At 62.2% G+C, this 18,883-nt stretch carries 17 protein-coding genes; 8 read left to right on the top strand and 9 right to left on the bottom strand.

Annotation, left to right across the window (positions count from 1 at the left end; all coding sequences use genetic code 11):
* The first annotated feature begins 38 nt into the window (after positions 1 to 38).
* The 7 genes from pssA to BT179_RS10590 all read left to right on the top strand — a co-directional run bounded on the left by pssA (position 39) and on the right by BT179_RS10590 (position 8,355).
* Positions 39 to 1,382: a CDP-diacylglycerol--serine O-phosphatidyltransferase gene (gene pssA, locus BT179_RS10620; RefSeq protein ID WP_072430996.1), complete on the top strand. Its 1,344-nt coding sequence runs from the start codon at positions 39 to 41 to the stop codon at positions 1,380 to 1,382.
* An 11-nt stretch (positions 1,383 to 1,393) separates the two neighbouring features.
* The gene (locus tag BT179_RS10615; RefSeq protein ID WP_072430995.1) at positions 1,394 to 2,410 is read left to right on the top strand and encodes an AraC family transcriptional regulator; all 1,017 of its coding nucleotides are present in this window, start codon (positions 1,394 to 1,396) and stop codon (positions 2,408 to 2,410) included.
* Between the two features lie 207 nt (positions 2,411 to 2,617).
* Positions 2,618 to 4,270: an AMP-binding protein gene (locus BT179_RS10610; RefSeq protein WP_072391627.1), complete on the top strand. Its 1,653-nt coding sequence runs from the start codon at positions 2,618 to 2,620 to the stop codon at positions 4,268 to 4,270.
* 201 nt (positions 4,271 to 4,471) lie between these two features.
* Positions 4,472 to 5,233: an SDR family NAD(P)-dependent oxidoreductase gene (locus tag BT179_RS10605; RefSeq protein WP_072391630.1), complete on the top strand. Its 762-nt coding sequence runs from the start codon at positions 4,472 to 4,474 to the stop codon at positions 5,231 to 5,233.
* Between the two features lie 10 nt (positions 5,234 to 5,243).
* Positions 5,244 to 6,431, top strand: coding sequence for an acetyl-CoA C-acyltransferase (locus BT179_RS10600; RefSeq protein ID WP_072391633.1), 1,188 nt, complete (start codon positions 5,244 to 5,246; stop codon positions 6,429 to 6,431).
* A 9-nt stretch (positions 6,432 to 6,440) separates the two neighbouring features.
* Positions 6,441 to 7,568, top strand: coding sequence for an acyl-CoA dehydrogenase (locus tag BT179_RS10595; RefSeq protein WP_072430994.1), 1,128 nt, complete (start codon positions 6,441 to 6,443; stop codon positions 7,566 to 7,568).
* A gap of 13 nt (positions 7,569 to 7,581) precedes the next feature.
* Entirely contained in the window at positions 7,582 to 8,355 is a 774-nt protein-coding gene (locus tag BT179_RS10590; RefSeq protein WP_072391639.1) for an enoyl-CoA hydratase, read from the top strand.
* Positions 8,356 to 8,499: 144 nt separating this feature from the next.
* Here BT179_RS10590 and BT179_RS10585 read toward each other — a convergent pair whose 3' ends face one another.
* From BT179_RS10585 to BT179_RS10565, 5 genes are all read right to left on the bottom strand, one after another.
* Entirely contained in the window at positions 8,500 to 8,700 is a 201-nt protein-coding gene (locus tag BT179_RS10585; protein WP_072430993.1) for a hypothetical protein, read from the bottom strand.
* A 227-nt stretch (positions 8,701 to 8,927) separates the two neighbouring features.
* Positions 8,928 to 10,079, bottom strand: a complete 1,152-nt coding sequence (locus BT179_RS10580) for an acyl-CoA dehydrogenase family protein (protein WP_072391645.1) — start codon at positions 10,077 to 10,079, stop codon at positions 8,928 to 8,930.
* Positions 10,080 to 10,083: 4 nt separating this feature from the next.
* The gene (locus tag BT179_RS10575) at positions 10,084 to 11,190 is read right to left on the bottom strand and encodes an enoyl-CoA hydratase/isomerase family protein (protein WP_072430992.1); all 1,107 of its coding nucleotides are present in this window, start codon (positions 11,188 to 11,190) and stop codon (positions 10,084 to 10,086) included.
* A 134-nt stretch (positions 11,191 to 11,324) separates the two neighbouring features.
* Positions 11,325 to 12,032, bottom strand: a complete 708-nt coding sequence (locus tag BT179_RS10570; RefSeq protein WP_072430991.1) for an HPP family protein — start codon at positions 12,030 to 12,032, stop codon at positions 11,325 to 11,327.
* 172 nt (positions 12,033 to 12,204) lie between these two features.
* A complete protein-coding gene (locus BT179_RS10565; protein WP_072430990.1) occupies positions 12,205 to 13,584 on the bottom strand; it encodes a UDP-glucose dehydrogenase family protein in 1,380 nt (459 codons plus the stop codon).
* Between the two features lie 438 nt (positions 13,585 to 14,022).
* Between BT179_RS10565 and BT179_RS10560 the strand changes: the two genes are divergently transcribed.
* Positions 14,023 to 15,231 (top strand): hypothetical protein, encoded by a 1,209-nt coding sequence (locus BT179_RS10560; RefSeq protein ID WP_072430989.1) that lies wholly within the window; start codon positions 14,023 to 14,025, stop codon positions 15,229 to 15,231.
* 84 nt (positions 15,232 to 15,315) lie between these two features.
* Here the strand turns inward: BT179_RS10560 and BT179_RS10555 are convergent, their stop codons facing one another.
* The 4 genes from BT179_RS10555 to BT179_RS10540 form a co-directional block, all read right to left on the bottom strand.
* A complete protein-coding gene (locus tag BT179_RS10555; RefSeq protein ID WP_072430988.1) occupies positions 15,316 to 16,236 on the bottom strand; it encodes a LysR family transcriptional regulator in 921 nt (306 codons plus the stop codon).
* Positions 16,237 to 16,296: 60 nt separating this feature from the next.
* Positions 16,297 to 16,866, bottom strand: a complete 570-nt coding sequence (locus BT179_RS10550; RefSeq protein WP_072430987.1) for a nuclear transport factor 2 family protein — start codon at positions 16,864 to 16,866, stop codon at positions 16,297 to 16,299.
* A gap of 36 nt (positions 16,867 to 16,902) precedes the next feature.
* Complete coding sequence (locus tag BT179_RS10545) at positions 16,903 to 17,706, bottom strand: putative hydro-lyase (protein ID WP_072430986.1); 804 nt, start codon at positions 17,704 to 17,706, stop codon at positions 16,903 to 16,905.
* 180 nt (positions 17,707 to 17,886) lie between these two features.
* A complete protein-coding gene (locus BT179_RS10540) occupies positions 17,887 to 18,831 on the bottom strand; it encodes a LysR family transcriptional regulator (protein WP_072391998.1) in 945 nt (314 codons plus the stop codon).
* Between the last annotated feature and the right edge of the window lie 52 nt (positions 18,832 to 18,883).

Genomic DNA, 18,883 nt, shown 5'->3' with positions numbered 1-18,883 from the left:
CTCATCCGTTCTTTGGAATCGATCTTATTGCGAGCCCTATGCCGTCGCTTTTCAAACGCCCCTTGCTGCCCAAGCTGCGCAGCTTTGCACTGCCTGCCGATGCCGTGGCCATCCTCGATGGCCCGGCCGAATTCCGCCGCTGCCTGCTGGAGAAGATCGCCCAGGCTACCCGGCGCATCTACATCGTCGCCCTGTACCTGCAACAGGATGAGGCCGGCCAGGAAATCCTCGATGCCCTGCATGCCGCCAAGGCCGCGTGTCCCGAACTGGAAGTGGTCGTGGTGGTGGACTGGCTGCGGGCCCAGCGCGGGCTGATCGGCGCCAAGAAACAGCCGGGCAACTCGGCGTGGTACCAGGAGCAGACGCGCACCCATGCCAGTGAAGTGCCGATCTACGGCGTGCCGGTGCAGACCCGCGAACTGTTCGGGGTGCTGCACCTCAAGGGGTTCGTGATCGACGATTGCGTGCTCTACAGCGGCGCGAGCCTGAACAATGTGTACCTGCACAAGTTCGACAAGTATCGCTACGACCGCTATCACCTGCTGCACAACGCCGCCCTGGCCGACTCGATGCACCATCTGGTGCAGCACGGCCTGATCGCGTCCAAGGCCGTGCACCGCCTGGACCTGCCGAACCTGCCCAGCACCCGCAGCCTGCGCAATGACATCGGCGACCTGCGCAGCCGGCTCAAGCACGCGGCCTACGACACCAGCGCCGGCAGCCTCGACAGGCACGGCCTGTCGGTCAGTCCGTTGCTGGGGGTGGGCAAGAACAATCCGTTGAGCCGGGTCATCGTCGAGCTGATCGCCAGCAGTCGTCGCCAACTGACGATCTGTACCCCGTACTTCAACCTGCCCCTGGCGCTGACCCGCGAGATCAACCGAGCCCTGGCCCGTGGCGTCAGGATCGACATCATCGTCGGCGACAAGACCGCCAACGACTTCTTCATCCCGCCGAGCGAGCCGTTCAAGATCATCGCCGCGTTGCCCTACCTGTATGAGATCAGCCTGCGGCGCTTCGCCAGGCGGCACCAGCGCTACATCGACAGCGGCCTGTTGAACCTGCACCTGTGGCGCGATGGCGACAACAGCTATCACCTCAAGGGCATGTGGGTCGACGAGCGCTATACCTTGCTGACCGGCAACAACCTCAACCCCCGGGCCTTTCGCCTGGACCTGGAAAACGCCTTGCTGCTGGACGATCCCAAGGGCGAGCTGCTGGCACCACGCCAGGCCGAACTCGAACAGATCTACCGGCACACTCATCGGATCGAGCGCTACCTGGACCTGGAAGCCTTGCCGGATTACCCGGCGGCGGTGGCCAAGTTCCTCAAGCGGGTCAGCCGTGTGCGGATAGAACGGCTGCTCTACCGGATCCTGTGAACACTGGCGCCATGTCCGAAAAAGACACCATCTCCATCCAGTTGGTGCGCGAAGCGCTGCTGCAAAGCTGCGCCCCCGGAGCGGCCACGGATGAAGTGCTGAACAAGGTCGGCATCGAGCCCATGTCGCTGGACGATCCCCAGGCCCGGGTCCCAGCCGATGCCTATGCGCGGCTCTGGCGGTTGCTGGCCAAGCGACTGGACGACGAGTTCTTCGGCATGGACCCGCGCCGGCTCAAGTCCGGCAGCCTGGCCTTTCTCTGCCAGTGCGCCATGGCCCAGCCCACCCTGGCCGCCGGGTTGACGGCGGGGCTGGGGTTCCTGTCGCTGATGCTCGAACACTTGCCGGCGCAGTGGACCCGCCAGCAGAGCCTGGCGGAAATCGTCCTGCTGGAGGACGACCGGGAGCCACGCCGGGCCTTCACCTATTTCACGTACTGGATGATCGTCCATGGTGTGACCTGCTGGCTGGCCGGGCGGCGCATCCCGATTCTTTCCATCGAACTGCGTTGCCCGGCGCCGGATTTCTGCGACGACTACCGTGTGATGTTTTCCCAGAACCTGCGCTTTGACCGGCCACGGACCCGGATGATCTTTGCCGCCGAATGCCTGGACCAGCCCATCCGGCGCAATGCCGATGAGCTCAAGCGCTTTCTCGCCCGCGCCCCGGCCAATATCCTGGTCAAATACCGCGACCCGCAAAGCCTCGCCAGCCGTATCAGGCACGACCTGCGCCAGCTGCCCGCCGAACAGTGGCCGGAAACCGAGGCCCTGGCCCAGCAGCTTTGCGTTTCCGCCTCGACCCTGCGTCGACGCCTGGCGGAGGAGGGGCAGACCTACCAGGGCCTCAAGGACAGTGTGCGCAAGGAACTGGCGATTGCCTGGCTGGCCGAGCCTTCCATCAGTTTCGTGGAGATCGCCGCGCGCCTGGGGTTTGCCGATGCCAGTTCGTTCTACAAGGCGTTTCGCAAGTGGTCCGGGTCCAACCCCGGGCATTATCGAAGCCTGATCCTCAACGAACCTCACTGATCGTCGATCCCGCAACTATCGGCCTGGACGCATTGAATCCGCTTACCCCAGGGCGTTCTCGCGGTGCGCCCGTGCTGGCGATCCGGACCATGGCCAAACCAGTCATGCAACTTGATGGCTTTGACCATTGCCGCCCCCTCCCTTCGGCGCGAGTATTTGCCTGTTTACGGTTCCCCCACCAATAAAAAGTACAGAGGGATTCTGGTCATGCGCGATTACTCGTCCGCCACGTCGCAGTTCGATTACCTGAACACCGTCAATGCCGCGTTGCACGGCTCGCTCGAAGCGATGAACGCTTGCGTCGAATGTTGCGACCGGCATGCCTTGCCGGGACGCATCGCCTTGTTCTGGGAGGGACGCGACGGCAGCGACGCGACCTGGACCTACCGAGACCTGCAGGACAACGCCGCGCGTTTCGCCAATTTCCTGCTGGCCCAGGGCGTGGGCAAGGGCGACAAGGTGGCCGGGCTGCTGCCGCGCACCGCCGAATTGCTGATCGTGGTGCTTGCCACCTGGCGTATCGGTGCCGTCTATCAACCGCTATTCACCGCGTTCGGCCCCAAGGCCATCGAGCACCGCCTCGGGAGCTCGGGGGCACGCATGGTGGTCACCGACGCGGTCAACCGTCCCAAGCTCGCTGACGTCGATGGCTGCCCCACGGTGGTGACGGTGGGCGGCGAGAAAGGCCGGGGCATCGTGCGTGGCGACTACAGTTTCTGGGCCGAAGTGGACAACCATTCCAGCCAGTGCGAACCGGTGATGCTCACCGGCGAAGACCCGTTCCTGATGATGTTCACCTCCGGCACCACCGGGCCGGCCAAGGCCTTGTCCGTGCCGCTCAAGGCCATCGTGGCCTTCCAGAGCTACACCCGTGACGCCGTGGACCTGCGCCCCGAGGACGCTTTCTGGAATGTCGCCGATCCGGGCTGGGCCTATGGCATCTATTTCGGTGTGACCGGGCCGCTGGCCATGGGGCATCCGATCACCTTCTACGACGGCCCGTTCACCCTGGAAAGCACCTGCCGGGTGATCAACAAGTACGGCATCACTAACCTGACGGGCTCGCCCACGGCCTATCGCCTGTTGATTGCCGGAGGCGAGCAGTTCGCACGTTCGATCAAGGGCCGTCTGCGGGTCGTCAGCAGTGCCGGCGAGCCGCTGAACCCGGAAGTGATCCGCTGGTTCGCCGATCACCTCGATGTGGTGATCCATGACCACTACGGCCAGACCGAGCTGGGCATGGTGCTGTGCAACCACCACGGGCTGGAGCATCCGGTGCACCTGGGGGCGGCCGGCTTCGCCTCGCCGGGCCACCGGATCGTGGTGCTGGATGAAAACCAGCGGGAACTGGGGGTGGGGCAGCCAGGCATCCTCGCCATCGACCGCAGCCAGTCGCCGATGTGCTGGTTCGCCGGTTACGAGGGCGGTCCCACCAAGTCCTTCGTTGGCGACTACTACCTGAGCGGCGACACGGTGGAGTTCAACGCCGACGGCAGCATCAGTTTCGTCGGACGCAGCGACGACGTCATCACCACGTCCGGCTACCGCGTCGGCCCGTTCGACGTGGAAAGCGCGTTGATCGAGCACCCGGCGGTGGTGGAGGCGGCCGTGATCGGCAAGCCCGACCCGGAGCGGACCGAACTGGTGAAGGCTTTCGTGGTGCTGGGCGCCCAGTACCGTGCCGCGCCGGAACTGGCCGAAGAGTTGCGCCAGTACGTGCGCAAGCGCCTGGCGGCGCACGCCTATCCTCGTGAAATCGAATTTGTCAGTGATTTGCCGAAGACCCCGAGCGGCAAGTTGCAGCGCTTTATCTTGCGCAACCAAGAGATTGCCAAGGCCCTAGGGGGGGGTCTCAGTTAGTTCCCCCACCGCGCCAGCCCTTCGGGTTGTGCCTTAAAGCGGGCCAGGCTTCGTGGCTGGCCTTGGGAAGGGAACAACCATTCCCGGCGGCCTGCGCCTTGCCTGGCCCGCTTTAAGGCGACAACGCGATGGGGAAAGCAACTGAGAACACCCCCTGGGCTGCGGCGCAGAACGTTACAGCTTGAACCAAAGGAAACCATGATGCAGATCGACAACAAGATTTTCCTCGTCAGCGGCGGTGCGTCCGGCCTCGGCGCGGCCACCGGCGAAATGCTGGTCAAGGCCGGTGCCAAGGTGATGCTGGTGGACCTCAATGCCGACGCCGTGGCCGCTCAGGCCCAGGCACTCGGTTGCCACAGCGTGGTGGCGGACATCAGCGACGAGGCCGCGGCCGAAGCGGCGGTCAAGGCCACGGTGGATGCCTTTGGCGGCCTGAACGGGCTGGTGAACTGCGCAGGCATCGTGCGCGCAGAGAAAATCCTCGGCAAGAACGGTCCGCATGCCCTGGCCAGTTTCAGCCAGGTGATCAACGTCAACCTGATCGGCAGCTTCAACCTGCTGCGCCTGGCCGCGGCTGTCATTGCCGAAACGCAGGCCAATGCCGACGGCGAGCGTGGCGTGATCATCAACACCGCTTCGGTGGCTGCCTTCGACGGCCAGATCGGCCAGGCGGCCTATGCTGCCTCCAAAGGCGCCATCGCCAGCCTGACCCTGCCGGCAGCCCGGGAGCTGGCGCGCTTCGGCATCCGGGTGATGACCATCGCCCCCGGTATTTTCGAAACACCGATGATGGCCGGCATGACCCCCGAAGTGCGCCAGTCCCTGGCCGCCGGCGTGCCATTCCCGCAGCGGCTGGGCAAACCGACCGAGTACGCCGCGCTGGTCCGGCATATCATTGAAAACAGCATGCTCAATGGCGAGGTGATCCGTCTCGACGGTGCCTTGCGCATGGCAGCCAAATAGGAGGTTTTCCATGTCCAACGATCCGATTGTCATCGTCAGCGCTGTCCGCACCCCCATGGGCGGCTTCCAGGGCGAACTGAAAAGCCTGACCGCGCCACAGTTGGGGGCTGCCGCCATCAAGGCCGCCGTTGAGCGTGCCGATATCTCGCCGGACGCGGTCGAGGAAGTGCTGTTCGGTTGCGTGCTCGCCGCCGGCCAGGGCCAGGCGCCGGCACGCCAGGCGGCATTGGGGGCGGGGCTCGACAAGTCGACCCGCTGCACCACCCTCAACAAGATGTGTGGTTCGGGCATGGAGGCGGCGATCCTGGCCCATGACATGCTCGTGGCCGGCAGCGCCGATGTGGTCGTGGCCGGCGGCATGGAGAGCATGTCCAACGCGCCGTACCTGCTCGATCGCGCTCGCAGCGGCTTGCGCATGGGCCACGGCAAGGTGCTCGACCATATGTTCCTCGATGGCCTGGAGGATGCCTACGACAAGGGGCGCCTGATGGGAACCTTCGCCGAAGACTGTGCCGAAGCCAACGGCTTCAGTCGTGAGGCCCAGGATGCCTTCGCCATTGCGTCCACCACCCGTGCCCAGCAAGCAATCAAGGACGGCAGTTTCGATGCCGAGATCGTGCCGTTGCAGGTGATGGTCGGCAAGGAGCAGGTGACCGTGCGCCATGATGAGCAGCCGCCCAAGGCGCGGATCGACAAGATCGCCTCCCTCAAACCGGCTTTCCGCGAGGGCGGTACCGTGACGGCGGCCAATGCCAGTTCCATTTCCGACGGTGCCGCCGCCCTGGTGCTGATGCGCCAGAGCCAGGCTGTACAGCGCGGCTTGAAGCCGTTGGCGGTGATCCATGGGCATGCGGCATTCGCCGACACCCCGAGCCTGTTTCCCACGGCACCGGTCGGTGCGGTGAAGAAGCTGATGAAGAAAACCGGCTGGTCGCTGGATGAAGTCGACCTGTTCGAGGTCAACGAAGCCTTTGCGGTGGTAGGGCTGGTGACCATGGGCAAGCTGGAAATCCCCCACGACAAAGTCAACGTCCATGGCGGTGCGTGCGCATTGGGGCATCCGATCGGTGCGTCCGGCGCGCGGATCCTGGTGACCCTGCTTTCGGCCCTGCGCCAGAAAGGCCTCAAGCGCGGCGTCGCGGCCATCTGCATCGGTGGCGGCGAAGCCACGGCCATGGCTGTCGAATGCCTGTATTAAGGAGTGACCATGCTTGCCACTGAAGAACAGACGCAAATCCGCGACATGGCCCGGCAGTTCGCCCAGGAACGCCTGAAACCATTTGCCGCCGACTGGGACCGCGAGCACCGTTTTCCCAGGGAGGCCATCGCCGAGATGGCCGAACTGGGTTTCTTCGGCATGCTGGTGCCGGAACAGTGGGGCGGTTGCGACACCGGTTACCTGGCCTATGCCATGGCCCTGGAAGAAATCGCCGCGGGCGATGGGGCCTGCTCGACCATCATGAGCGTGCATAACTCGGTGGGCTGCGTGCCGATCCTCAAGTTCGGCACCGATGAGCAAAAGGCCCGGTTCCTGGTTCCCCTGGCCAGCGGCGCGATGCTCGGCGCCTTCGCCCTGACCGAGCCTCAGGCCGGTTCCGACGCCAGCAGCCTGAAGACCCGGGCGCGCCTCGAGGGCGACCATTACGTGCTCAACGGCAGCAAGCAATTCATCACCTCGGGGCAGAATGCCGGGGTGGTGATCGTATTCGCGGTGACCGATCCGAGCGCCGGCAAGCGCGGCATCAGTGCCTTTATCGTGCCCACCGACTCGCCGGGCTACAGCGTGGCGCGGGTCGAGGACAAGCTCGGCCAGCACGCATCCGACACATGCCAGATCCTTTTCGAGGACGTGAAGGTGCCGCTGGCCAATCGCTTGGGGGAGGAGGGTGAAGGCTATCGCATCGCCCTGGCGAACCTGGAAGGCGGACGCGTCGGTATTGCCGCCCAGGCGGTGGGCATGGCCCGGGCCGCGTTCGAAGCGGCCCGGGACTATGCCCGCGAACGGCAGAGTTTCGGCAAGCCGATCATCGAGCATCAGGCCGTGGCGTTCCGCCTGGCGGACATGGCGACCCAGATCGCCGTGGCCCGGCAAATGGTCCATTACGCCGCAACCTTGCGGGACAACGACCAGCCAGCGCTGGTGGAAGCGTCCATGGCCAAGCTGTTCGCCTCGGAAATGGCCGAGAAAGTCTGCTCCATGGCATTGCAAACCCTGGGTGGATACGGTTACCTCAACGACTTCCCGCTGGAACGCATCTACCGCGACGTACGGGTCTGCCAGATCTACGAAGGCACCAGCGACATTCAGCGCATGGTCATTTCGCGCAATCTTTGAACAGGAGTGCTGCATGAACTACGAAACGATTCTATTGGAGATCCAGGACCGCGTCGGCCTGATCACCCTCAACCGTCCCCAGGCCTTGAACGCCTTGAACGCGCAGATCGTCAGCGAACTGAACCACGCCCTGGACAGCCTGGAAGCGGACCCCAGGATCGGCTGCATCGTACTGACCGGTTCGAAGAAGGCCTTCGCCGCCGGTGCAGATATCAAGGAAATGGCCGAGCTGACCTATCCGCAGATCTACCTCGACGACCTGTTCAGCGACAGCGACCGCGTGGCCAACCGGCGCAAGCCGATCATCGCGGCGGTGAACGGTTTCGCCCTGGGGGGCGGCTGTGAGCTGGCGTTGATGTGCGATTTCATCCTGGCGGGCGACAATGCGAAGTTCGGCCAGCCGGAAATCAACCTGGGCGTATTGCCAGGCATGGGCGGCACCCAGCGCCTGACTCGCGCGGTGGGCAAGGCCAAGGCCATGGAGATGTGCCTGACTGGGCGTTTCATCGACGCGGTGGAGGCCGAGCGTTGCGGCATCGTGGCGCGGATCGTACCGGCCGACGAACTGCTGGATGACGCCCTGAAGACCGCCGCCCTGATCGCGTCCAAGTCGGTGCCTGTCAGCATGATGGTCAAGGAAAGCGTCAACCGCGCCTTTGAAGTGAGCCTGTCCGAAGGCGTGCGTTTCGAGCGCCGGGTGTTCCACGCGGCGTTCGCCACGCAGGATCAGAAAGAAGGCATGGCGGCGTTCGTGGACAAGCGCGCGCCCCAGTTCCAGGACAAATAACCGTAACCCTGACTGACGCCATCGCGAGCAAGCACGCTCCTGTAGGGGACCCAGGGTGTACGGAACATGTGTGTACACCGCCAGGCCCTGTAGGAGCGAGCTTGCTCGCGATGGGCGGGGGCCGTTCAGCCGGGCAAGCGGTTTCTATTTTTTTGCGGTTAGGTCCTTGTCAATTTCAATATCCAGGTCCTTTTTCAGCGTGCCCGGGTCGCTATACATCGGGCTCTGGCGGCCTCTGTAAACATAAAAGTAATTTGCTGGACCGCCATAAGGGTCGTATTGTCTTCGCCAGATATCCACGCCTCGGTGGTTCTCGACAAGTACATCTCCTGCTTGGTCTGTCATGATTCGGCTCCTGTTCGGCCAAGGCTGGACAGGCCCGTCCAGCCGGCGACCGAAGCCGAGCAGGGACGGACTGATGCAGCGACGAAATCATTAGGACCTGGATGGCGGGAGGTGGCTACTGTAGGAGCTTACAGGTAGCGAATTTTCCAGATGAGCGGCGGCGCAGTCGACGTCTTCATCAACTGCACCCCTGCATCGCAAGCTTGCTCGCAATGCTTCTCCTGCTGTTAAACCAGGTAGTGCTTGAGTTCCCGGGCGATGACCATCCGCTGGATCTCGCTCGACCCCTCATAGATCTGGGTGATCCGCGCGTCGCGGTAGTAGCGCTCCACCGGATAATCTTCAAGATACCCATACCCGCCATGGATCTGGATCGCCGAGGAGCAGACTTTCTCGGCCATTTCCGAGGCGAACAGCTTGGCCTGAGAGGCTTCCGACAGGCAGGGCTTGCCGGCGCTGCGCAAGCGGGCGGCATGGAGGATGAGCAGGCGGGCGGCGTTCAGGCGGGTGTGCATGTCGGCCAGCAGGTTGGCGATGCTCTGGTGCTCGATGATGGGCTTGTCGAACTGCGTCCGGTCCCGGGCGTAGGCCAGGGCCGCTTCAAACGCCGCCCGGGCGATGCCCAGGGCCTGGGCCGCGATGCCGATGCGACCGCCTTCCAGGTTGGACAGGGCGATGGCCAGGCCCTTGCCCCGGGCGCCCAGCAGACTGGCCTCGGCAACGGTGCAGTCGTTGAGGGTGACCGCGCAGGTATCCGACGCGCGAATGCCCATCTTGTGCTCGGTGCGATCCACGATGAAGCCTGGCGTATCGGTCGGCACCAGAAACGCCGAGATCCCTTTCTTGCCCAGTTCAGGATCCGTCACGGCGAAGACGATCGCCAGCTTCGCCCGCTTGCCATTGCTGACGAACTGCTTGGCGCCGTTGATGACCCACTGGCCGTCTCGCAATTCGGCGCGGGTGCGCAGGTTGTGGGCCTCGGAGCCGGCCTGGGGCTCGGTCAGGCAGAAGCAACCGATGGCCTGGCCGCTCGCGAGCTCGGCCAGCCAGGTCTGTTTCTGTTCGTCGCTGCCGTAGTTGAGTACTGGCCCGCAGCCCACCGAGTTATGGATGCTCATCAGTGCCCCGACGGCGCCGTCACCTGCAGAAATCTCTTCCACCGCCAACGCATAGGCCACGTAGTCGACGTAGGTGCCGCCCCATTCTTCGGGCACCACCATGCCCAGCAGTCCCAGTTCGCCCATCTTTGCCACGACGCTGTCGTCGATCCAGCCGGCCTTTTCCCAGGCCTGGGCATGGGGCGCGATTTCACCACGGGCAAAGTCCCGGGCCATGTCGCGGATCATCACTTGTTCTTCTGTCAGTTCGAGGTCGTGCATGGACTCAATTCCCGAGGTCGTCGAAGCCGTCGAAGAAACTCGCCACGTGGCCGGCGTCCAGCGCCTCCAGGGTGGGCGGGTTCCAGCGCGGTTTTTTGTCTTTATCGATCAGCAGCGCGCGTACACCTTCGATCAGGTCGCCACGCTCGAACCATTGCCGGTCCAGGTGCAGCTCCAGGGCAAAGCAGTTTTCCAGGCTCAGGTGCCGGCCCCGGCGCAGCATCTGCAGCGTCACGCCCATGGCCAGGGGGGAACGGGTTTCCAGCAGGGTGGCGGTTTCCAGGGCCCATTCATGGCTGTTGGCGACCGTCACCTGGCGCAGTTGTTCGACCATGCTCGGTACGTCGGGCAGGGCGAAGAAATGATCGATGGCCGGGCGCAGGGCATCGAGGGGAGGGGCTGGCAGTTGCTGCACGGCGAGTTTCGCCAGCAGGCTTTGCAGGTCCTTGAGCGGCATGTCGCTCCACTCCAGGCGGTCGAGGCGCTCGTCGAGCTGGGTGAGCTTGCGGCTTTCCAGGTACCAGTCGGCCAGCCGGCAGTACAGGGCGTCGGCCGCCCGGATCTGCACGCCGCTGACTCCCAGATAGATACCCAGCTCGCCGGGAATGCGCGGCAGGAAGTAACTGCCGCCCACGTCCGGGAAATAACCGATGCCGGTTTCCGGCATGCCCAGTCGGCTTCGTTCGGTGACCACCCGCAGGTCTGCGCCTTGCACCAGGCCCATGCCGCCGCCCAGGACGAACCCGTCCATCAGGGCCACGATGGGCTTGCGGTAATGGTGGATCGTCAGGTCGAGGGCGTACTCCTCGACGAAGAAGTCTTCATGCAGCGAATCGCCCTGCTTGTAGCTGTCGTACAGCGAACGGATGTCGCCGCCGGCGCAGAATGCCTTGTCGCCGGCACCGCGCAAGACGACCGCGCGGATCTGCGGATCGAGGGCCCAGGCGTCGAGCTGTCGCTGCAGGCTGCGCACCATGTCCAGGGTCAGGGCATTGAGGCCAGCGGGCCGGTTCAGGGTCAAGTGGCCGATGTGGTTGCGCACATCGACCAATACGTCACAGGCCATCACTTCTACAGTCCCTGTGGCTTTGGATGAAACCTGAGCTGTCATCGCTAACTCCCTGCTTTTATTGTTCTTTATAAATGATGTCGCGCGTACCCGGTCGGGATCGTAACAGTGCAAATTTGCATCGCACAACCGGCATACGTGCAGGTCCTTTCTGCATATTTATAGCAGCCACAGGGTCAGCCGCGACCCGACAGCACCTCCGTGATGCTGCGGCGCCGGGCATTTCGCTCGCTGGCGTGGATCAATTGTTCGAGATCTTCGGGGGTTACGTCGAAGAATGCTTCCATTTCCGCCAACGCCAGCTTCAAGTCTTCGGCGGTGATGGCATGTCGATCGACCGGGGGATGATCGGCTGGGATGACCGCCACCGGCTCACTGGCGCGCTTGGGGTAGCGCACCTGCGTCAGGTTGTTGTAGGCCAGCGCGCTGGCCAGCAGGCCGGAGCCGGCCAGCATGGCGGCGGCCACGCCCTGCCAGTCCAGGGCAACGATGGACGGGTCGGCCAGTACCATGGTCGCGGCCAGCGCACCCGCCGGAGGATGCACGCACCGCAGCCAGCACATCAATACCAGCGCAGTGCCGGCCGCCAGGCAGGCGCTGCCCAGCGTGCGTCCCAGTACATGAGCCACCAGCAGCGCCACGACCGAGGCACACAGGTATCCGCCAAAAATCGACCAGGGCTGGGCAAGGGCGCCCGAGGACACCGCGAACAGCAGCACGGCCGAGGCGCCAAGCGGCCCGATCAGGTGCTGCGCCACTTCGAGGCCGTACACCTGGCTGCAAAGCCAGACACTGAACATCGTTCCCAACGCCATGCCGATGGCGGCGCGGCTCCATTCGGTGGGACGGGTATTGATCGCAGCGGGGAACCAGCGGGCAAGCATTCAGCAAAAATCCAAAAAACGAACAAAAAAATGGGCTTACGGGAAAATCCCAGAAAGCCCTTTAAGTGTTCCAACAGTTGGGGGTGAGGAACATGCACAGTCTGCCCCCGGGCCCCCTGAGTTACAAATTCATATTAATGCAGTTTCAATGCATTTATTTTGAGGTAACTCTTCAAGCGCTTTTGAACGACTGGAACCAGGCTTGTCGGGCGATAGGCAGGTTGTGTGACTGTCCACGGCCCATGGGAAAGTAAGTGAAGCCCTTGTCTGCCATGCGGTCGGGGTCATACAGGTTGCGCCCGTCAAAGATCACCGCCGCCTTGAGTTTTTGCTGGATCAGGTCAAAATCCGGCGCCTTGAACGGTTGCCATTCGGTGCAGATGATCAACGCATCGGCACCCGGCAGCACTGATTCCGGCGTGCCCATCAGCATCAGCTTCGATTCGTTGGGGTAAAGCCGCTGGGTCTGCTGCATGGCTTCGGGATCGAACGCCCGGACACTGGCCCCTGCGGCCCAGAGCGATTCGAGCAGGGTACGGCTCGGTGCATCGCGCATGTCATCCGTATTGGGTTTGAAAGCCAGGCCCCACAAGGCGAAGGTCTTGCCTCGCAGGTCGCCCTGGTAAAACGCCTTGATGCGCTCGAACAGCTTTTGCTTCTGCCGTTGGTTGATGGTTTCCACCGCTTGCAAAAGGTCGCTGGAGCAGTGCGCCTGCTCGGCGGTATGGATCAGGGCACGCATGTCCTTGGGAAAGCATGAGCCGCCGTAACCGCAGCCGGGGTAGATGAAGTGGTAGCCAATGCGCGAATCGGCGCCGATGCCCAGGCGCACGGACTCGATATCGGCGCCCAGGTGTTCAGCCAGCTCGGCCATCTGGTTGATGAAGCTGATCTTCGTCGCCAGCATGCCGTTGGCAGCGTACTTGGTCAGCTCGGCGCTGCGCAGGTCCATGAACAGGATCCGGTCGTGGTTGCGGTTGAAGGGAGCATACAGGTCGCGCATGGTTTCCCTCACCTCGTCGCGCTCACAGCCGATGACGATGCGGTCCGGCCGGCGGCAATCGGCCACTGCCGATCCCTCCTTGAGGAATTCGGGGTTGGATACGATATCGAATTGCAGCAAGCGGCCTTCCTTGACCAGGTTCTTGTCGATATGCGCCTTCAGCAGATCGCCGGTACCCACGGGGACCGTGGATTTTTCCACCAGCAGGATCGGTTGTTTACGATGACGTGCTACCGCCTCGCCGACGGCCAGTACCTGGCTCAGGTCTGCGGCTCCGTCCTCTCTGGAGGGCGTACCCACTGCGATGAACAGCACCTGACCATGTTGCACGGCAAGTGCTGCGTCGCTGGTGAAATGCAGCCGTCCGGCCTCCAGCCCCTCACGTACCAGCGCTGCCAGTCCAGGCTCGAAAATACTGACCTGGCCCTGGCGAAGCTGCTCGACCTTGCGCTCGTCGATGTCCATGCACACCACATCATGGCCCACTTCAGCCATGACGGCAGCTTGCACCAATCCCACGTACCCACTTCCGAACACACTGATTTTCATGGCGGACTCCCTGAGCAGTTCCAAGTGGGCGGCCTGTACGAACAGCGTTTCGCCGCCGTACGCGCATCTCAGGATAAGTCGCCGATATTGCAGTTCACTGACAGCCTGGACTGGCAGGGCGGTGATGGGAGAAAAGTAGCTGGGGATGACGCCGATAAATGAGCTCGTGGAAAGGGAGGCCTGAATTCCGCTCGAACAACTTTCGCTTCTGCCGTTGGCTGATGGATTGCATCGGTTGCAGCAAATCGCTCAGCCGGGGTTTGCCCGCGATAATGGTGCATCAGGCAAACTCAATGTGAATATCCCACGTCCCAGTGTCTGAGCTTTCAGACAACTCAATGCCATAAACCTTTTATCTCTACTGTCAACTCTGACAGTAGAGATACAAAATCATGGCCTCATACTGTCAGCTCATTGTTCTTCTGAGAGAAGGCAGACATGACTACGCAAAAAGCCACTCAAGCGCCGGGCAGCCTTGATCCCAGCTTTGGTGAGGAAGGTAACGCGTTCTATTTTCCTCCCGTCACGGTTCCCACACTTCGCTTGCTGAGTACATCGCGCTTACGCACGGACGGAAAGATATTCAGTGCGGGGTACTATCACAACCGAGGTGACCTTGTTTTGGTGCGATTTTTAAGTAATGGCAGATTGGACGATTCTTTCGGTGAAGGCGGTGTGAAAGTCGTCAGCGTTGTCTCTGGCTACCGCATAGTCAGGTGTGTCCTTGAACTTGCGTCGGATGACAGTGCATTTATATCGTGCAGCTTCGGGGATATCGGAGCCCAAACGATCTTTGTTTGCAAAGTGCTACCGAATGGGGAATTGGACGCTTCATTTGGTTCGCGGGGAATTGTCTTTTTGGATTTTTCCCCCGGAGGCGATGTGGCTGATGAACTGGCGATTCAAGCGGACGGAAAAATCCTGCTATCGGTATCAAGTTACGAAAAACTGCTTGTTCGCCTCGACACCAGGGGAGACTTCGATCCTGGCTTTGGCAGTGGCGGTATTGCCCGTGCAAAACAGGTGCAAAACCCTTCTCTGATCGTGCTTCCGGATGGACGATTGCTGGTGGCAGGATCAGATAATTCAACGGGTTCAGGCACTGGCGTTATATGCTTCGTACGTTATCTTAATAATGGAGCAATAGATCCTGATTTTGGTGAGGATGGCACGATTACAATCGATCTGAAGAATACGCAATATGCATACGTTTTAAGTGCTGTACAGCAGCGAGATGGAAAAATCGTGGCAGTGGGGGCCGTAATTGTAGAAGAGAAGGGTTATTTTACCTTGGTAACCCGGATCAATATCAATGGAAGTCTGGACAGTACCTTCAATAATGGAGTGCCCATCCTGACCGGGCCTCCGTATTACTCTCGTGGCGAAGGCGTGGCCATTCAACCCGACAATAAAATTCTGGTGGGCAGTTACACAGGCGGGGCATTCCATTTGATGCGTTATCTTTCCAGCGGCGCTTTGGATTTGACGTTCGGTGTGCAGGGCAAAGTCATGAATAAACTGACTGGCGGGATGGATAAAGCAGACACTATAGCTTTGCAAGCAGATGGAAAAATCGTGCAGTTGGGTAGGGTTGAATTGGACCCGGACCGCGGAACCGGTGTTGGGATAGCGCGTTATTTCGGTTGAAAAAGGACCTGGGGACACGTTTCGGCCAAGAAGTGAGGCGCGCGAGCTTCCCTGTCACTGCCATGTGGAAGCGAGCCTGCACGCTTACTCTGCAATCAACCTGTACCCCTCAGGTAATTGCGCAACGAAGTCACCCACCACATCCCGCGTCAGGCTGACGATATCTTCCACCCGTTCCATGCCGGCGCCGGTGCGCCAGCTGGCGACGATGTCCATCACCGAGGGCAGCGGGACGCCGTTCAGCAGCGTCAGCGAACCCTGGGCCAGTTCGCCCTGTACCAGGGCCGCGGGCATGGCGCCGATGCCAAAGCCATCGCGAACCAGGCGGGTGATGGCGGAGGCGGAGTTCACGCAATTGATGCGTGGCGAGACGATGTTCGCCGAGTGCAGCAGATTGAGAATGTCCTGGTGAGGCCGGGAGTTGCGCGAGAAAGTCACGATGCGTTCCTGGGACAGCTCCTCCAGCGATGCGTATTGCCGATCGTAGACCGAGCCGGTGCGGACCACCCAATGCATCGGGTAGCGGGTCAGCAGGGCGTTGCGTACGCTGTCCAGGCGCAGGATATCGGTCTGGAAAATGATGTCCTGGTAGCCTTTTTCCAGCTGGGAGCACAGGTTGCTTGCGGTATCGGCCGACAATTCGATCTCCAGGGCCGGGTAGCATTGCATCAGCCGGGTCACCAGCGGGCTGAGCCAGGTGTGGATCACGGTGTCCATGGCGCCGATGCGGATCCGGCCGCGCACCTGGCGTGGATCCTTGATCACCGCCTTCATGCTTTGCATGGTGTCCATGATGCGCTCGGCATATTCCAGCACCCGCTGCCCTTCGGATGTCAGCGACACGCCCTTGGAATCGCGAACGAACAGACGCACGCCCATTTCATCCTCCAGCGCGGCAATCCGGCTGGAGATGGACGCCTGGGTGGTGAACAGTTTTTCCGCGGTGAGACGAAAGCTCTTCAGGCGGGCGACCCAGACGAAAGTTTCCAGAAACTTGATGTTCACGTGGCGATTCCTTGGTGCGATGACGCAGGGCGATGTCATGGGGCTTGTTGCCAGCGTAGGTTATCCGAACGCGTCGGCGCGCGGTTGAATGCGCCTGGCCGTCACGTAGCGGATCACTTCATCCAGCTCGCCTGAGTCCGGAGCATGGCGGACGGCGGCGGCCGGGCTGCACCAGGGATAGTCCAGCGTCGAGACCCAGGCCATGACCGCCGCCAGTTCGCTGGCCGGCAGGGTCTTCATGTGTTCGATGGTGATCGCCAGGCGCTGTACCAGGCCCGACTCGGCTTCGAACCGCCAGTCATATTCACCGCAGCCGACGCGGACTTCGCCGCTGTGTTTGTCCGACATCGCCACCAGCCATTTGCACTGGAAGGTGGCGACATTTGCCGGTGGCGCGGATTCCAGGCAGAAGGTGTACACGTTTTCGAAGGTCTGGCCAAAGCCGCGGACCAGCACGTCGCCGATGCCGTCGCGGCCCTCGGTGTGGGCCGGAAACGAGAGGGTGGCGGTGCGCATGTCCATGTCCATGTCCAGCGTGGCATCGGGCGTGAAGGCCTGGGCCAGCAGGTGCGGGCGGTTGCCGTCCTTGGCGTCTATGTAGCGCTGGATCGATTGCCGTGCGGTGGTCATCGGGTGTCCTGTCATAGGTAGGGGCCGCTTTCAAGGTTACAACGCGCTGTTCCACAGGTCCGTCACCAGCATGCAACCCGGCGCGTGGGTGATGCACAGTGGCGGGCGAGAAGCCTGGATGACCGCTTGCGGGGTCACGCCACAGGCCCAGAACACCGGGATCTCATCCGCCGCCACTGGCACGGCGTCACCGAAGTCCGGGGTATCCAGGGCATGGATACCGATCAGCGATGGATCGCCAATGTGCACCGGGGCGCCATGGACATCGGGCATGCGGCTGGTGATCTGGATCGCCTGGATCGCCGCGGCGGCCTTCATGGGGCGCATGCTCACCACCAGCTTGCCGGACAGCCGCGAAGTGGGGCGGGTGTCGATGTCGGTACGGAACATCGCCACATTTCGCCCCAGTTCAATGTGCCTGAGTCGGATGCCGGCTTCCAGCAGCGGCTGCTCGAAGGAAAACGAACAGCCGATGGCGAAGGCGACCATGTCGTCCTGCCACAGGTGCCCGATGTCCAGCGGCTCTTCGCTCAGCTCGCCGTGCCGGTAGACCCGGTAGCGAGGGACGTCGTGGCGGATATCGATGGCGGTGCCCAGGTTGCGGAAAAACGGATCCCCGGGTGCGGTCACGTCCAGTACCGGACAAGCCTGGCGGTTGAGGGTGCAGTAGCGCAGGAACTCATTGGCCCAGTCCAGGGGCAGGATCACGATGTTGGCTTGCACCCGTCCCTGGCCCAGGCCGCTGGTATGGCCCTGGTAGGCACCGGCGGCGATGCTTTGGCGCAGGGCGAGGGGCTCGTAGCGCTGCAGTTGCTCGAAGGATGGGGTGGGATGGGTCATCGAAGGGGCTCCATGGGCACGTCGGGGCGTTCAAGTCGGGTCTGTAGGAAAAGCCTTGAACTCGTTCAGGCTGCGTTGAAAACTGCCTGACCTTCGTCTCAAGACATTGCGTACAGACCCTAAGAGCCCCGGGGTGTCGACGTCCAACAAGGAATCCTGTTACCCCCCGACAAGGAAAAGTTATTCCAGCGTCGCGCTGGCCAGGCCGGGTGCCGCCACCATCCGTTGCGGCCCGACATCGAGGGCATATTGTCCCACCACCTGACGGCTCATCTGCACGATGCTCTCGATCAGCTCCAGCCCCACCCCCACGCGCCAGGAGGCCACCACGTCCAGTTGGGGCAGGGATGTACCGGGCTCCAGCTGGATCAACTCGCCGCTTGCCAGGGGCTTGGCCACCAGCGCCGCCGGCAAGGCACCGATGCCGAAGCCATCGCGGATCAGCCGGGTCATCGCCGACACCGAATTGACGCAACTGACCCGCGGTGCATTCACCCCATGGGCATACAGCAGGTTGAGCACGTCCTGGTGCGGTCGGGAATGCTTGACGAAGGTGATGATGCGCTCGCCGGCCATTTCCGCCAGCGATCCGTAGGGGCGGGCGTAGATCGACTGGCTGGCAGCGATCCAGTGCATGGGGTAATGCGCCAGGTCGAGGTTGCGCACGCTTTCGTGGCGTACCGTATCGGTCTGGAAAGCGATGTCCAGGTAGCCTTTGTGCAATTGTTCGCAGAGATTGCGCGCCGCGTCCGCGGTGATTTCGATTTCCACCGCCGGGAAAGCCTGCATCAGCATCGACATCAACGGGCTGAGCCAGGTGTGAATCACCGTGTCCATCACGCCGATGCGCACCAGGCCCTGCTGGGGACTGGTGTCGTCCAGCGACTGTTTCAACGCACGCTGGACCTCCAGCATCTGTTCGGCGTAGGTGAGCACCTTGAAACCTTCCGGGGTCAGCGAGACACCGCGCGAGTCGCGCACGAACAGGCGCAGGCCCAGTTCATCCTCCAGGGAAGCGATCCGGCTGGAGATCGCTGCCTGGGTGCTGAACATCTTTTCGGCGGTCAGGCTGAAGCTCTGCAGGCGGGCAACCCAGACGAAGGTTTCGAGGAACTTGAGGTTCATGACGGCTCTCTTGGCGCAGACGTTCTTGTTCATTGCAATTGTTACTCCAGAT

The sequence above is a fragment of the Pseudomonas sp. NFACC43 genome (genome assembly GCF_900119645.1).
Lineage (GTDB): Bacteria > Pseudomonadota > Gammaproteobacteria > Pseudomonadales > Pseudomonadaceae > Aquipseudomonas.
Note: the sequence above shows the minus strand (reverse complement) of the source record. Positions and strands in the feature narration are given on the sequence as shown.

Bases quoted from the DNA above. Each gene is read 5' to 3' on its own strand.
- pssA (WP_072430996.1), top strand. From the start codon at position 39: ATGCCGTCGCTTTTCAAACGCCCCTTGCTGCCCAAGCTGCGCAGCTTT.
- BT179_RS10615 (WP_072430995.1), top strand. From the start codon at position 1,394: ATGTCCGAAAAAGACACCATCTCCATCCAGTTGGTGCGCGAAGCGCTG.
- BT179_RS10610 (WP_072391627.1), top strand. From the start codon at position 2,618: ATGCGCGATTACTCGTCCGCCACGTCGCAGTTCGATTACCTGAACACC.
- BT179_RS10605 (WP_072391630.1), top strand. From the start codon at position 4,472: ATGCAGATCGACAACAAGATTTTCCTCGTCAGCGGCGGTGCGTCCGGC.
- BT179_RS10600 (WP_072391633.1), top strand. From the start codon at position 5,244: ATGTCCAACGATCCGATTGTCATCGTCAGCGCTGTCCGCACCCCCATG.
- BT179_RS10595 (WP_072430994.1), top strand. From the start codon at position 6,441: ATGCTTGCCACTGAAGAACAGACGCAAATCCGCGACATGGCCCGGCAG.
- BT179_RS10590 (WP_072391639.1), top strand. From the start codon at position 7,582: ATGAACTACGAAACGATTCTATTGGAGATCCAGGACCGCGTCGGCCTG.
- BT179_RS10585 (WP_072430993.1), bottom strand. From the start codon at position 8,700: ATGACAGACCAAGCAGGAGATGTACTTGTCGAGAACCACCGAGGCGTG.
- BT179_RS10580 (WP_072391645.1), bottom strand. From the start codon at position 10,079: ATGCACGACCTCGAACTGACAGAAGAACAAGTGATGATCCGCGACATG.
- BT179_RS10575 (WP_072430992.1), bottom strand. From the start codon at position 11,190: ATGACAGCTCAGGTTTCATCCAAAGCCACAGGGACTGTAGAAGTGATG.
- BT179_RS10570 (WP_072430991.1), bottom strand. From the start codon at position 12,032: ATGCTTGCCCGCTGGTTCCCCGCTGCGATCAATACCCGTCCCACCGAA.
- BT179_RS10565 (WP_072430990.1), bottom strand. From the start codon at position 13,584: ATGAAAATCAGTGTGTTCGGAAGTGGGTACGTGGGATTGGTGCAAGCT.
- BT179_RS10560 (WP_072430989.1), top strand. From the start codon at position 14,023: ATGACTACGCAAAAAGCCACTCAAGCGCCGGGCAGCCTTGATCCCAGC.
- BT179_RS10550 (WP_072430987.1), bottom strand. From the start codon at position 16,866: ATGACCACCGCACGGCAATCGATCCAGCGCTACATAGACGCCAAGGAC.
- BT179_RS10545 (WP_072430986.1), bottom strand. From the start codon at position 17,706: ATGACCCATCCCACCCCATCCTTCGAGCAACTGCAGCGCTACGAGCCC.
- BT179_RS10540 (WP_072391998.1), bottom strand. From the start codon at position 18,831: ATGAACCTCAAGTTCCTCGAAACCTTCGTCTGGGTTGCCCGCCTGCAG.